The organism is Sphingomonas gilva (assembly GCF_003515075.1).
Classification (GTDB): domain Bacteria; phylum Pseudomonadota; class Alphaproteobacteria; order Sphingomonadales; family Sphingomonadaceae; genus Sphingomonas; species Sphingomonas gilva.
This window is the reverse complement of sequence record NZ_QWLV01000002.1, coordinates 734,107-748,875: the sequence shown is the minus strand read 5'-3', so window position 1 is coordinate 748,875 and position 14,769 is coordinate 734,107. Positions and strand designations below refer to the sequence as shown.

The following is a 14,769-nucleotide window of genomic DNA, read 5'->3' as shown; positions in this document are numbered from 1 at the left end:
GGTTCTACCAGCCGGTCTCGACATTTGGCGAGGCCCTAAATTGGTATGTAAATACTGACTAGCAAAATATCTGAATGTTGCTGTTGCATAACCTATACCATTGCGTTAGCAACATGGCGTCGACCGGTCAGGACCGGCGAAGCGGGAGGAGTCGGCATGCGACGTTCACATCTGATCGCCGGTATCATGCTGGCATCCGTCGCGATGCCGGCAGCGGCCGAAACGACGGTCGTCCGCACCCAGGCCGAATATGCGAACGCGGCCAAGCGGTTGCGGCCGGGCGACACGATCGTGCTGGCGAATGGCGAGTGGCGCGATTTCCAGATCGTCTTCACCGGACAGGGCGCCGCCGACAAGCCGATCACGCTGACCGCCGAGACCAAGGGCAAGGTGTTCATCACCGGCCAGTCGAACCTGCGCCTCGGCGGGCGGCATCTGGTCGTCTCGGGCCTCGTCTTCCGCGAAGGGCACAGCCCGACCGAGGAGGTCATCGCCTTCCGCCGCGATTCGAAGACGCCGGCGAGCGACAGCCGCCTGACCGAGGTGGTGATCGACGGCTTCAACCCGCCCTCCCGGACGAAGGAGGATCGCTGGGTCTCGCTCTATGGCGAGCGCAATCGGATCGATCATTCGCACTTCGAGGGCAAGGCGAACGCCGGCGTGACGCTGGCGGTGATCCGCAACGAGCCGCGCGCGGACAATCACCGCATCGATCACAATTATTTCGGGCCCCGGCCCGTGCTCGGCTCGAACGGCGGCGAGACGATCCGCATCGGCACCAGCGACGAATCGCTGAGCGATTCCAGCACCATCGTCGAACGCAACATCTTCGAGGGCTGCGACGGCGAGGTCGAGATCGTCTCGGTCAAGTCCGGCGGCAACATCGTCCGCGGCAACCTGTTCCTCGCCTCGCAGGGCGCGCTGGTGCTGCGCCACGGCAACGGCAACCTGGTCGAACGCAACGTCTTTCTGGGCAAGGGCAAGGCGAACACCGGCGGCATCCGCGTGATCAACCGCGACCAGATCGTCCGCGGCAACTATATCGAGGGCACGCGTGGGGTCAGCTTCCTGAGCGCGGTCGCGCTGATGAACGGCGTGCCCAATTCGAAGATCAACCGCTATCATCAGGTCGCGGACGCGGTGATCGCCAACAACAGCCTGATCGACGTCGCGCGCGTGACCTGGGGCGCGGGCGCCGACGCAGAGCGCAGCGCGCCGCCGATCGACACGCGCATCGCCGACAATCTGATCGTCGGCGCGGACGGCAAGGATCCGGTGCGCGTCGAGACCGATCTGTCGGGCGTCACCTTCGCCGGCAACGTCAACGCCGCCGAGCGCTCGGTGAAGCTGGAGCGCGGGGCGAACGGCCTGCTCTATCCCACCGATCCGGCGCTCGCCGGCATCGGCGCGCCGCACGATCTGGTCGTGGTGAAGCGCGCAGAGGTCGGCGCCGCCTGGTACGGTCCCGCGCCCGAAGCCGCGTTCGGCAGCGGCAGGACCATTGCGGTCCCCGCCGGCGGGTCGATCGCCAAGGCCGCGGCGAAGGCGGAGAGCGGCGACACGCTGGCGCTGGCGAAGGGCGATTTCCGCCTCGCCGCGCCGGTCGCGGTTGCCGATCAGTTGACCATCACCGGCGCGGGCGCGGCGACGCGGCTGCTGCCGGCGGGGGACGCCTTTTCGATCACCGGCGGAGGCGGGCTGCGTTTGGCCAATCTGTCGATCGCGGGCGGGGCGAACGCGATCGCGGTCGAGCCCTCCGCAACCGCCAACTATGCCGTCGAGCTGGCGGACGTGCAGGTGAGCGGGCTTTCCGGCGATGTGTTGAAGACCGCGGCCGGCACCATGGCGCGGCGGGTCGCGATCGGCGACAGCCGCTTCGCCGGCATCGCCGGCGCGGTGGTCGCGGGCGCGGCCGAGACCGGCGGCAAGGGCACCTACTCGGCCGACCGGGTGACCATCGCCGACAGCCGGTTCGAGAATGTCGGCATGGTCGCCGACCTGCTGCGCAAGGGCACCGACGAGAGCACCACCGGGCCGACCTTCGCCATGACCGGATCGACCGTCACGGCGAGCGGCAAGGGCGGCGCGTCGGTCCGCCTGTCGGGGGTGCAGACCACGTCGATCACCGGCAACCGCTTCGTCCGCTCGGGGCCGATCGCGGTGACGCACAGCGTCGGCACGCCGTCCACCGCGATCACCGGCAACCGCTTCGCCGCGACGCCGGCCCCGCGCATCGAGGAGCTGCATTATCGCGGCCCCGATCGCGCGAGGATCACGAACAACATCATGGAGAACGCCCAATGACGCCGTTTCGGGTCGCTCTGACCGGCGTCGCGGGCGCCCTGTTGCTGGCGGCGTCCCCACTCGCCGCGCAGGCGCCCGCACTCATTCCGCCGCAGGGCCTCGCCGCGATGGCGAGCGAGGCAGGGCGCTATCCGTTGTTCGCTCAGGAAGTAGCGCGCGCCCGCGCCGAGGTCGATGCGGCGATGAAGCGGCCGATCGACGTGCCCGTGCCCAGGGACCCCGGCGGCGGCGTCACGCACGAGCAGCACAAGCGCAACTACAAGATCATCCGCGGTGCGGGCCTGCTGTTCCGCATCACCGGCGAGCGCCGATATGCCGATCACGCGCGCGACATGCTGCTCGCCTATGCCAGGCTCTACCCGGGCCTGGGGCCGCATCCGGCGCGCGCCAACCAGAATGCCGGGCGGCTGTTCTGGCAGAGCCTGAACGACAGCGTCTGGCTGGTCGAGGCGATCCAGGGCTATGACGCGATCCGGGGCGCGCTGACCCCGGCCGAGCGCAAGACCATCGAGGACGGCGTGTTCCGCCCGATGGCGCGATTCCTGTCCGATGGGTCGCCGCACGTGTTCAACCGCATCCACAACCATGCGACCTGGGCCAATGCCGGGGTCGGCATGACCGGCTATGTGCTTGGCGACAAGGATCTGGTCGAAAAGGCGCTGCTCGGGCTCGACAAGAGCGGCAAGGCGGGATTCCTCCGCCAGCTCGATCTGCTGTTCTCGCCCGACGGTTATTATGCCGAAGGCCCCTATTACCAGCGTTACGCGCTTCAGCCCTTCGTGGTGTTCGCCAGCGCGATCCAGGCGAACGATCCGGGGCGCAAGATCTTCGAATATCGCGACGGCATCGTGCTGAAGGCGGTCACCACCGCGATCCAGATGACGCATGGCGGCTATTTCTTCCCGATCAACGACGCCATGCCCGACAAGAGCCTGAAGACCGAGGAGCTCTACTACGGCGTCGCGGTGGCCTATGGCGCGACGCGCGATCCGGGGCTGCTGTCGATCGCGCAGTGGCAGGGGCGGACGGTGCTGACGCCCGACGGGCTCGCCGTGGCGCGCGATCTCGCCGCCGGCAAGGCCAAGCCGTTTCCCTTCGCCTCCAAGCTGTTCCGCGACGGACCCGAAGGCGACCAGGGCGCGCTCGCCATCCTGCGCGCCGGGCTGGACGCGGACGATCAGGTGCTGGTCGCCAAGAACACCTCGCAGGGCATGGGCCACGGCCATTTCGACAAGCTCCACTGGCTGCTCTACGACCAGGGCCAGCCGATCGTCACCGATTACGGCGCCGCGCGCTTCCTCAATATCGAGGCGAAGGACGGCGGGCGCTATCTGCCCGAAAACGACAGTTGGGCGCAGCAGACCATCGCGCACAACACGCTGGTGGTGGACGAAACCAGCCATTTCGACGCCAAGCTGAAGACGGCGGAGAAGGTCGCGCCGACCCAGCTCGCCTTCAACGGCGAGGGGCCGACGCGCTGGTCGGTCGCCGAGGTGGCGGGCGCGTACAAGGGCGTGCGCATGCGCCGCGCGCTGGCCCAGGTCGATGTCGAGGGGCTGGCGCAGCCGTTGGTGGTCGATGTGATGAAGGCGTCGAGCGACGCCGCGCATCGCTACGATCTGCCGCTGCACTATGCCGGGCATCTGATCGAGACCGGGTTCGATCTGCAATCGAACGTCACGACGCGGCCGGTGCTGGGCAAGGCCAATGGCTATCAGCACCTGTGGGTCGATGCGACCGGGCGGCCGGCGGTGGATGAAGGCACGGTCACCTGGCTCAATCACGGGCGCTTCTACACCTATCGGATGCTGCCGCCGAAGGGCGCCGAGGTGATCCTGGCGGAGAGCGGAGCGAACGATCCGCGCTTCAACCTCAGGCGCGAGCCGGTGGTGATCCAGCGGGTCGACGGCGCGCGCGACGCCACCTTCGTCAGCCTGCTCGAGCCGCACGGCCGTTACGACGCGGCTGCCGAGACGACGGTCGGCAGCAAGAGCGGCATCGCCGGCCTGAGCCATGCACGCGCGGGCGCGGCCGATATCGTGACGATCCGCACCAAGGCGGGGCGCACCGTCGTCCTCGCCTTCGCCGACAACACCGCCGCGGGCGTGGCGCACAACGCCCAGGTCGGCGGACGAACCCTCGAATGGACTGGCCCGGTGGGCCGCTTCGACCAATGACGGAGGCTGCCATGACAAGCACCAGGAAGGGCGGCCTGCGCTGGGTCGTGATCGGGATGATCGCGGTGGCGACGGTCATCAACTATATCGACCGCAACGCGCTCGCGGTGATGTGGCCGGCGGTGTCCGAGGACATCGGCGCGTCGAAGGAGGATTACGCGCTCCTCGTCACCGTATTCATGCTGGCCTACGCCTTCGGCCAGTCGCTGTTCGGCAAGATCTTCGACGTGGTCGGCACGCGGATGGGCTTCGCGCTTTCGATCGTCGTGTGGTCGCTGTCGATCGCCGCGCACGCGCTGGTGCGCGGCCTGGGTCTGCTGGCGCTGCTGCGCGTGACGCTGGGTGTCAGCGAGGCGGGCAACTGGCCCGGTGCGGCCAAGGCCAATGCGCTGTGGTTCCCCTCACGCGAGCGTGCGTTCGCTCAAGGGATATTCAACGCCGGCGCATCGCTCGGCGCGATCGTCTCGGCGCCTTTGGTGGCGCTGCTGTTCGTCGGCTTCGGCTGGCGGACGACCTTCCTCGTCGTCGGCATACTCGGCTTCCTGTGGCTGCTGCCCTGGCTGTGGTTCTACAAGTCCGATCCCGATGCGCATCCCTGGCTGAGCGAAGCCGAGCGGCGCCATATCATGGGCGACGACGAAAGCGCCGAGGACGCCGCCAGGCGCAGCGGCTATGCCCCGCCGCTCGGCGAGCTGCTCAAGCGGCGTGAAAGCTGGGCGGTGATCCTCGGCCGTTTCTTCCTCGACCCCGTCTGGTGGCTGTTCGTGTCCTGGCTGCCGCTCTACCTCGCCGAGACCTTCGGCTTCGACGTCAAGCAGATCGGCTATTTCGCCTGGGTGCCCTATGTCGGCGCGATGCTGGGCAGCCTGTTCGGCGGCTGGTTCGCCGGACGGCTGATCGCTTCGGGCAAGTCGGTGAACTTCGCGCGGAAGGCGGCGATCACGATCGGCTGCCTGATCATGCTGCCCGCGCTGCTGCTGACCGCGCGCGCGGCCGATCCGCTGACCGCGGTGCTGCTGATCGCCGCGATCCTGTTCGGCTTCCAGATGGCGATCGGCAACATCCAGACGCTGCCGTCCGACTATTTCGGCGGCGGCGCGGTCGGCACGCTTGCCGGCGTCAGCGGCACCGCGGCGGTGGCCGGCACGCTCATCACCACCTGGCTGGTGCCGGCGATGACCGAGGTCAGCTACGCGCCGATCTTCATCCTGGGCGCCGCCATCGTTCCCCTCTCGCTCATTTCGGTCTGGCTGCTCGGCGGCCGGATCGCCCCCATCGAAGAAAAGAAGGACTGACTTTCATGGATCTCACCAACAAGGTCGCGCTCGTCACCGGCGGCGGCCGCGATATTGGCCGCGCGGTGTCCTTGCGGCTGGCGCGGGCGGGCGCCGCCGTCGCGATCAACTACAAGAGCGACAGCGCGGCGGCCGAGGCGACCGCGCAGGCGATCAAGGACGCGGGCGGCCGCGCGCTGGTGGTGCGGGCCGATGTCACCAAGGCGGACGATGTCGCCCGGCTGATCGAGGAGACGCGCGGGGCCTTTGGCGGGCGGATCGACATCCTGGTCAACTGCGCGGGCGGCATGGTCGCCCGGAAGACGCTCGACGACATGGACGAGGGCTTCTTCGACGAGGTGATGACGCTCAACCTCAAAAGCGCCTTCCTCGTCACCAAGGCGGCCAAGCCGCTGCTGGGTGAAGGCAGCGCGATCGTCAACGTCTCCTCGCTCGCCGGGCGCGACGGCGGCGGGCCGGGCGCATCGATCTACGCCACCGCCAAGGGCGCGCTGATGACGCTGACCCGCGCTTGGGCGAAGGAGATGGGGCCGCAGGGCATCCGGGTGAACGCGGTGTGCCCCGGCCTGATCGGCACCAGCTTCCACGACATCTTCTCCAAGCCCGAAGGGCGACTGGCGACCGCGGGCAACACGCCGCTCCGGCGCGAAGGGAAGCCCGAGGAGGTGGCCGAGGCGATCGCCTTCCTCGCCTCCGATGCATCGGCCTTCCTGACCGGCGTCAACATGGACATCAACGGCGGGCTGGGCTTCTCATGATGCTGACGGCGCTTGCGTTGCTCGCTGCCGCACCGGTGCAGGCCGCGCCCTCGCCGCCGCGCGAGGCGGGCGATCCCGTACCCAGGGAGCGGACCGACGCGCCGCCGCTCAAGCCCTACAAGATCATCCTGGTCGGCGATTCGACCATGGCGCCGCATTCGGGCTGGGCCTCCGCCTTTTGCGCGCGGCATGTGAAATCGTCGGTCGCGTGCCTCAATGCGGGGCGCGGCGGGCGCAGCACGCGCAGCTATCGCGCCGAAGGATCATGGGACATCGCGCTCGCCGAGGCGAGGGTGCCCGGCTATCGCGAAACCTATGTGCTGATCCAGTTCGGCCATAACGACCAGTCCTCCAGGCCCGAGCGCTGGACCGACATGACCACCGAATTTCCGGCCAATCTGACGAAGATGGTGGCGGAGGTGCGCGCGGCCGGCGCAATTCCCGTGTTGCTGACGCCGCTCACCCGGCGCGAGTTCCGGGACGGCAAGCTCAGGAATACGCTGGAGCCCTGGTCCGAAGAGGTGCGCAAGGTCGCGGCGGCGACGGGGGCGGCTCTGGTCGATCTCAACCGGACCAGCGCCGCAGCGGTGACGCGGATGGGGCCGGAGACCTCGCTCGAGCTCGCGCAGGAGCCGCCGACGGCGGAGGAGCGCGCGGCGGCGGTCGCCGGGACGACGCTCAAGCCGCGTCCGGCGCCTGAAACCGCGGATGCGCCTCCGGCAAACGCCAAGGCGCCGCGCGGGCGGGTGACGCGCAAGTTCGACTACACCCATGTCGGCGATGTCGGCGCCAACGTCTTCGCCAGGCTCGTCGCGCGCGATCTCGCAGGCGTAGCCCCCAATCTGCGCAGCCAGCTGCTGCCGTAAATCTCTCTCCCTGCCCCCGGCGGCTGTCGTCGCCGGGGGAATTTTTGTACTCTACCAATTGGTATAGACATTAATCGGAGAAATGAGACATTAAAGGTATGTATAAATCCGTTGACAATTTCCGGTATTGGGTTCAGCAAGCCGGTATAAAGATAAGTTGGGAGGAAAGCTGATGCGCAGCGCGCAAGACAACGCCAATGGTTTCGCGGGACGCCGGATGGCTCTGCTGCTGGGCTGCGCGACCGCCGCGCTCGCCCTGCCGGCAATGGCGGCCGCGCAGGACGCGCAGGACGCGCCGGTCGCTGAAGAGGGAGCCTCCGAGGGCGATGAGATCATCGTCACCGGCATCCGCGAAACGATCCAGACCTCGATCGAGACCAAGCGGCGCGAGACCGCCATCGTCGATGCACTCTCGTCCGACGATATCGGCGATCTGCCGGCGCTGTCGGTCGGCCAGGCGATCCAGACCATCACCGGCGCGACCACGCATCGCGAAAAGGGCGATGCGTCGGAGATCGCGATCCGGGGCCTGGGGCCCTTCCTTTCCAACGCCACATTCAATGGCCGCGATGCCTCCAACGGCTCCGGCGACCGCGCGGTGAACTTCAACCAGTTCCCCTCCGAGCTGATCAACAACATCAAGATCTACAAGACGCAGCAAGCCAATCTGGTCGAAGGCGGCGTCGCCGGCACGATCGAGCTGGAGACGCTCCGCCCGCTCGACTTCAATCGCACCCGCATCCAGGCGGAGCTCAAGGGCAACTACAATCCCTATGGCGAGCGGATCGGCACGGACGATCCCTTCGGCTATCGCGCCACCCTTTCCTATGTCGACCAGTTCGAAACCGGGCTGGGGCGCATCGGCATCTCGCTGGGCGCGCAGCGCAACGAGACGAGCAACCCCGAAGAGACGCTGGCGGCGAGCACGACCTGGGTGGCGTGCGACGCGACGCAGACCGTCACCGGCAACTGCCCCGAGGTGGACCGCGGCGAGGACACGCCCTTCTACCTCGCGCCCAATGCGATCACCTTCCGCCAGATCGTCGAGCATGATCGCCGCGATGCGCTGTTCGGCGCGATCCAGTGGCAGCCGAGCGACACGCTCGACATCAATATCGACGCGCAATATTCGAACCGCGACTTTTCCGAGGAGCGGCACGACCTCAACCTGTCCGAGGGCCGGTACAGCATCTCCAACCGCGTGATCAACGAGGAGGGGCGCTTCCTCGAATCCTACAGCGGCGTCTCCTCGCTCGAATCGACCTCGACCCTGCTCGAGCGCGGCGAGGAATATCTGGGTGGCGGCATCGACATCGCATGGGAGGCGACCGATCGGCTGACGCTCTCCGCCGACGCCTCCTATTCGGGCACCAAGCGCGTCGAGATCGAACGCTCCACCCGCCTGCGTTCCGATCCGCTCGACATCTACGGCAACCGCACGCCGCTCAACAACCAGCGCGTGCCCTATACCTACACGATCGAGAACGGCTACGCGCCGACGATCACCTTCGATCCGCGCTTCGACATCACCAACCACGACCTGTTCAGCGACGACGCGCGCATCCGCCGCGACCAGACACAGCGCGAGAACGAGATCTGGGCGGGGCGGTTCGACGTCAACTATCAGCTCGATGGCGGCTTCCTCAGCCAGATCGACGCCGGCGCGCGTTACACGAAGCTCACCTACGAGGATTTCGACGATCGGGTTGAGATCACCCAGAACGATCGCAACGTCGATCGCGACGTGAACCTCGCCTGCCGCACGGTGTTCCCGCAGCGCGACTTCCTGTCGGACGCGCCGGGCAACTCGATCAGCAGCTGGGCGACGTTCGATCCGATCTGCCTGTTCCGCGGCTATCTCGGCACCGAGGATCCCGGCGGCAACGAGGACGTCCGCGATCCCGCCAATCGCGACGTCGAGGAAAACACCTGGGCGGGCTATGTCATGGCGTCGTACGATTCGACGCTGGGCGACATGCCGGTTCGCGGCAATTTCGGCGTGCGCGTGGTCAACACCCATGTCACCTCGCGCGGGTTGCGCGCCGATCTTGAGGTGGATGTCGATCCGGACACCGGCGCCATCACCCTGGAACCGGTCGACGATTCGTTCGTGGGGGTGACGATCGAGAACGAGACGACCAGGTTCCTGCCCAGCATCAATGCGATCTTCGAGCTCGACCGGAACCTGCTTCTGCGCCTCGCCGGTTATCGCGCGATGTCGCGTCCCGCGCCGAGCAGCCTGGGCGCTGGCCGCACCATCCGGCTGGATGACGGCGAGGCCTTCACCACTATCGAGGAGGCGATCGACGGGATCGACGCCAATGGCAGCCCACGGCTGGAGCCGCTGATGTCGTGGAACGCCGACGCCGCGCTCGAATATTATCCCAATCCGGACACGATCCTTTCCGGCACGGTCTATTACAAGAAGTTCACCGGCGGCTTCATCCCGGTGCGGATCGACGAGGATTTCGTCATCGGCGGCGAGACGGTGACGATCCCCGTCACCCAGACGCGGAACAGCGACGATCAGAGCCGCATCTACGGGTTCGAATTGACGCTGGCCAACCGCTTCACCTGGCTGCCCGCGCCGTTCGACGGGTTGGGCGGCAAGGTCAGCTACAATTATGCCGACTCCGATTTCGAGACGCAGGACATCGACCTTGGCGACGTCGTCGATCTCGATACCGGAGAAGTGACGCAGGGGCTGATCCCGCCGGCCAACATCTCTGGCTATTCGAAGCACGTGCTGTCGGCGCAGGCCTATTACGATGCGGGACCGGTCTCGCTGCAGGGCATCTTCAACTACCGCTCTGGCTATTATCAGGACTTTGTCGGCGGCAACAACCAGCTGCGCTATGTGCGTGACAACGAGACGTTCGATCTGCGCGCGACCTACCAGGTCAACCGCAACATCTCGCTCCGCGCCGAGGCGCTCAACATCTTCAACGAGCCCAAGATCACCGACATGCCGGTCAAGGGCAGCATTCGCCAATACCATTATTATGGCTCGAAATACTTCCTCAGCGTCCGCGTCCGCATCTGACGGCTTCGCCGCCGGGCATTCCCGGCGGCGCTTGCCTGCGCCGGTGCAGCGACTATGACATTCTCCATGCCTATCGCGGGGAATTGGACTGAACATGGCTGATCGACGGCTCTTCCAGGATATCGCCGACCAGATCATCGCGCTGATCGAGGAAGGGGTGTTCCCGCCTGGATCGCGCCTGCCCGGAGAGCGTGAACTGTCCGAGCGCTTCGGCGTCAGCCGAGTCACCATCCGCGAGGCGGAGATCGCGCTGCAGGCGACGGGGCGCGTCGCGATCAAGACAGGCTCCGGCGTCTATGTCTCGCCCGATGGCGCCACGACCGGCGGCGAGCGGCTGCCGAAGGTGAGCGCCTTCGAATTGACCGAGGCAAGATCGCTGTTCGAGGCCGAGGCCGCCGCGCTTGCCGCGCCGATCATTTCGGAAGGCGACATCGAGAAGCTGGATGGTCTGCTCGAGGTGATGGCGAACGACGAGGCCGACGAGGACAGCATCAACGCCGCCGACCGCGAGTTCCACACCACCATCGCCGCCGCGTCGGGCAACGGCGCGATCATCCATGTTATCCGCACGCTGTGGCGGCTGCGCACCGAATTGCCCGAGGTGCGCGCGACCCACGCCTCGGTCTGCCAGCACGACGGCAAGACCCGCCAGGCCGAGCACGGCGCGATCGTCGACGCACTGCGCCGCCGCGACCCGCAGGGCGCCCGGCTCGCCATGCGGCGACACTTCAACCGCCTGCTCGAATCGATGCTCGACGCGGCCGAGGAGCGCGAGATGCGCGAGCTGCAGAGAAAGGCGGCGGAGAGCCGCGCGCGCTTCCTGATGACGACGCAGCTGGGCTGAGGCCGCCCGGAAAAACGGCGGACGGCGCATGACGCCGCCCGCCGAGAGGTCGCCCCTGAGAGAGGTGGCGGAAGCTAGAAGCGTTTCATGACGCTGAACCCGATGATGCGCGGATCGAGCGTGAAGACGTTGGTGGTGAGGCCGGTGTCGTCCGAATTGGTGAAGGCGTCGGTGATCGGCGTGTTGTCGAACACGTTCTTCACATAGGCCTGCAGCACCAAATCCCAGTCGCGGTTCTCCAGCGTCACCGCCAGATTGGCGTTGTCCCATCCGCGCAGCCGGTCATATTCGGTGTTGTAGACACGGGCGAAGCTTTCCGATTGGCGGTAATAGTCGCCGCGGAAGGTCAGTTCGAACGCGTCGAGGAAGAAGGTGTATTGCGCGCCGACGTTGAAGGTCAGGTGCGGCGAATTGGGCAGCTCGTTGCCGCCAAGATCGGCGTAGAAGCCCTGGCCGCCGTTCGGCGCGCCGCTGCGTGGCGCGGTGCCGCCCAGCACGTCGATCGGGCTCAGGTTCGGGTCGTACGGCAGCAGCGGATCGTAGACGAACCGATACAGCGCATCGAACGGAAGACCACCGCCGCCGACTGTTTCAGTAATGTAATCGCCGATGCGGTTCGAAGCGCTGCACAGCCCCGCCAGGCCGAAGGTGCCAATGTCTGGGCCAAGGAACGAACCGACGATGGTCTCGACCGCTTCGCGCGGCGCGATGCAGTTGGATGGAACCTGCACCCAGGGCCGCACCACGACCCAATCCTCATTGCCCTGGGTCCGGTCCATGACGTCGATCGACTGCTCGCCATCCGCGATGCGGGTGTCGAGATAGCCGAGATTGGCGTCGAGCCGGAAGCTGCGCGAGGGTCGCCAGGCCATCTCGAATTCCAGCCCCATGCTGCGTGCGTCGAAATTCTCGTTCAGGGAGATGCGATCGACGATCTGCGACACCTGATAGTTGGTGTAGTCGTAATAGAAGCCGGTGAGGTTGAGCGTCAGCCGGCCATCCATCAGCACATTCTTGGTGCCGATCTCGAACGCGTTGACATATTCCGGTTCGAATGTCTGGGCGAGCGGCTGGAAACGAACGATGTTCGGGTCGAAATCGACGCGCGGGGGATTGGAGCCGCCACCCTTGTAGCCATGCGCGAAGGACGCGTAGATCAGCGTATCGTCGGTGAAGGACAATCGCGGGGTCCAGTCGGCGACCGCCCGGCCACTGAAGCGCGTCCATCGCTGATCGATATCCGGTTGCGCCACGAAACCGCGCGCCACCTTGCCGCCTGTCGACCCCGACATCCCCGTTCCCAGGCCCAGCAGCAGCTGGCTGGGATAGGGCGTGCTGGTCTTGTTATCGTCCGTATAGCGCAAGCCGCCGGTCAGCTTGAAGTTATCCGTGACGTTGACATACGCCTCGCCGAACAGCGCCCAGGATTCGGTACGAACGACATTCTTGCTGCGAAAGTAATTATGGCCGTCACCATTGATGGATTCCAGTGGATTGCGATCGATATAGATGCAGTCCGGGCCGGCATCGAACGGACCCGTTGGCTGACAGTCCTGTGTCGTCTCAATTATAAGATCAGGTTGACGTATTGTTTCCCTATTATAAAAATATTCCGCAATCAAAGAGAAAAAATTGTTGAATACATAATAATCATCTTCGGCGCTAAAATCGAGATAATTAGCCCCAACGCTGAAGTTGAACGGTCCGTCCCATGAGGATTGAAGCCGTAGTTCCTGGCTCCATTGTTCGCTAGCCGACTGGCTGAGATCGACCGAGAGCATGCGGCTTGACGGGCCGAGTTGCGGATCAGTGTATATGCCCCCGGGCGTTGCGTTAGGCCAGAGCACAGGTGTGCTCGAGACGTTGACGAGGCCGGGGTCGGTCGAATCTCCGAAGATGGGGTTGGAGACGAAGCGGTTGTAATCCTGCGACGAGTAATAGCGATCGCGCGCATATGCCGTCTGGGTGATCAGTTGCAGCCCGTCGGTCAGCCCGAATTCGAGATTGAACTGAAACAAGTCGTTCTTGGCGCGGAATACGGGATCGTAGCTGGTTTCGATCTCGCGCAGGTTGCGCGATTGCACGCGCCCCGCATAGGGATCGACATTGGGAGGAACGGCCCTGATCGGAGCGTTGAAATTGGCCGAGCCATTCGGGTTGGATTCGAATCCGTAAGTGATGTTGCTGGGGATGAATACATGCGGAAAGCTCCCGGCGTTGACCACGCCATAGGCCGCTTCGTCGAACAGCGATCCGGGCTTGCAGCCCTGGCTGAGCCGGGCGCGTATATTTTCGTTGACGGCGGTATCGCCGATCATCGTCGGTCCCTCGTCGCGCGTGCACAGCTGCTTGCCGGTGCGTGAGCGGTTGTCGTCCTCCTCGAAATGCTGCCAGATGAAGTTGGCGCGGAAGCCGTCGAACGGCTCCCATTGGGCGGACAAGCGCGTCGACCACAGGTCCCGGCCGTTGACGCGGGTGTCGTTGAAGCTGTTGTAATCGAACCCCTCGCGCTTGGTGTAGGCGCCCGCTGCGCGCACCGCGAAATTGTCGGTCAACGGCACGTTGATCATCCCGCTGGCGCGGCGGGTGTCGTAATTGCCCACCTCGACCTTGGCCATGCCTTCGAAGCTGTAGACGGGCAGCGCCGGCAGCACGTTGACCACGCCGCCGGTCGCGTTGCGGCCGTAGAGCGTGCCCTGCGGCCCGCGCAGCACCTCGACCCGCTCGATATCGAAGAATTCCTGCTCGAACAGCCGGTTCCGGATGAGCGGCGTGTTGTTGAAGCTGACCGCCACGGCAGGATCGGTGCTCGACGACACCGCCTTGGTGCCGATGCCGCGGATCGAGAAGTTGTAGCCCGAGAAGTTGGCCTTCGAGAAGGTCACGTTGGGCACCGCGCGCAGCAGTTCGGACCCGCCCTCGATCTTCAGATCTTCGAGCGACTCCCCCGAGAACGCGCTGACCGCGATCGGCACGTCCTGGATCGATTCCTCGCGCTTCTGCGCCGTCACGATGATGTCCGGCCCCACCGGCTCCGCTTGCGCCTGGGCAACCTCGGCGTCGGTCGCTTCCTGCACGGGTCCGCTGGTGTCCTTGCCATGCAGGCCCATCTCCGGCCGCACCATGATGAGGCCCGTGCGCCCGCGTTCCGCCACCATGCCCGAGCCGCGCAGCAGCAGGTCAAGCGCCGTCGCCGCCGGATAGCTGCCCTTGAGCGCGGGTGCGCGCTTGCCGCGCATGTCCGCCGCGTTGAAGGTGATCTGTTCGCGCGTGACCTGCGCGAACGCCTTCAGCGCGCCGCCCAGATCCTGCGACGGGATATCGAAGCTGTAGGCCTGGTCCTGCGCGTGGGCCGGCGCGGCAGCGCTCCCTGCGGCCAGCGACGCCGCGAGCGTCCATGCGGCAAGCGAATATGCGAAACGTGCCTTCGCGATCATGATGTCCCCCTCCTCAGCGCGGCATGTTTTGTGCCGTCACAGGGT

The 14,769-nt window shown here is 65.9% G+C and carries 8 protein-coding genes; 7 read left to right on the top strand and 1 reads right to left on the bottom strand.

All coding sequences use genetic code 11. The features are described 5' to 3' along the window. The first annotated feature begins 156 nt into the window (after positions 1-156). From D1610_RS08125 to D1610_RS08095, 7 genes are all read left to right on the top strand, one after another. Positions 157-2,304 carry a polysaccharide lyase 6 family protein gene (locus D1610_RS08125; RefSeq protein WP_245942040.1) on the top strand — a complete coding sequence of 716 codons (2,148 nt, stop codon included), beginning with the start codon at positions 157-159 and terminating at the stop codon, positions 2,302-2,304. Further along, positions 2,301-4,481: an alginate lyase family protein gene (locus D1610_RS08120; protein WP_118863599.1), complete on the top strand. Its 2,181-nt coding sequence runs from the start codon at positions 2,301-2,303 to the stop codon at positions 4,479-4,481. The genes D1610_RS08125 and D1610_RS08120 overlap by 4 nt, the downstream gene beginning before the upstream one ends. Before the next feature lie 11 nt (positions 4,482-4,492). Then, complete coding sequence (locus D1610_RS08115; RefSeq protein ID WP_222926964.1) at positions 4,493-5,776, top strand: MFS transporter; 1,284 nt, start codon at positions 4,493-4,495, stop codon at positions 5,774-5,776. 5 nt (positions 5,777-5,781) lie between these two features. After that, on the top strand, positions 5,782-6,534 hold the full coding sequence (locus tag D1610_RS08110) for an SDR family NAD(P)-dependent oxidoreductase (protein ID WP_118863597.1): 753 nt from the start codon (positions 5,782-5,784) through the stop codon (positions 6,532-6,534). Continuing rightward, positions 6,534-7,400, top strand: coding sequence for a rhamnogalacturonan acetylesterase (locus tag D1610_RS08105; RefSeq protein ID WP_118863773.1), 867 nt, complete (start codon positions 6,534-6,536; stop codon positions 7,398-7,400). The genes D1610_RS08110 and D1610_RS08105 overlap by 1 nt, the downstream gene beginning before the upstream one ends. Positions 7,401-7,572: 172 nt before the next feature. Further along, on the top strand, positions 7,573-10,443 hold the full coding sequence (locus D1610_RS08100; RefSeq protein ID WP_222926962.1) for a TonB-dependent receptor: 2,871 nt from the start codon (positions 7,573-7,575) through the stop codon (positions 10,441-10,443). 94 nt (positions 10,444-10,537) lie between these two features. Then, a complete protein-coding gene (locus D1610_RS08095) occupies positions 10,538-11,287 on the top strand; it encodes a FadR/GntR family transcriptional regulator (RefSeq protein WP_118863596.1) in 750 nt (249 codons plus the stop codon). 74 nt (positions 11,288-11,361) lie between these two features. On the opposite strand, the gene D1610_RS08090 is transcribed toward D1610_RS08095, so the two are convergent. Further along, complete coding sequence (locus tag D1610_RS08090) at positions 11,362-14,724, bottom strand: TonB-dependent receptor (protein ID WP_245942039.1); 3,363 nt, start codon at positions 14,722-14,724, stop codon at positions 11,362-11,364. Positions 14,725-14,769: the final 45 nt, after the last annotated feature.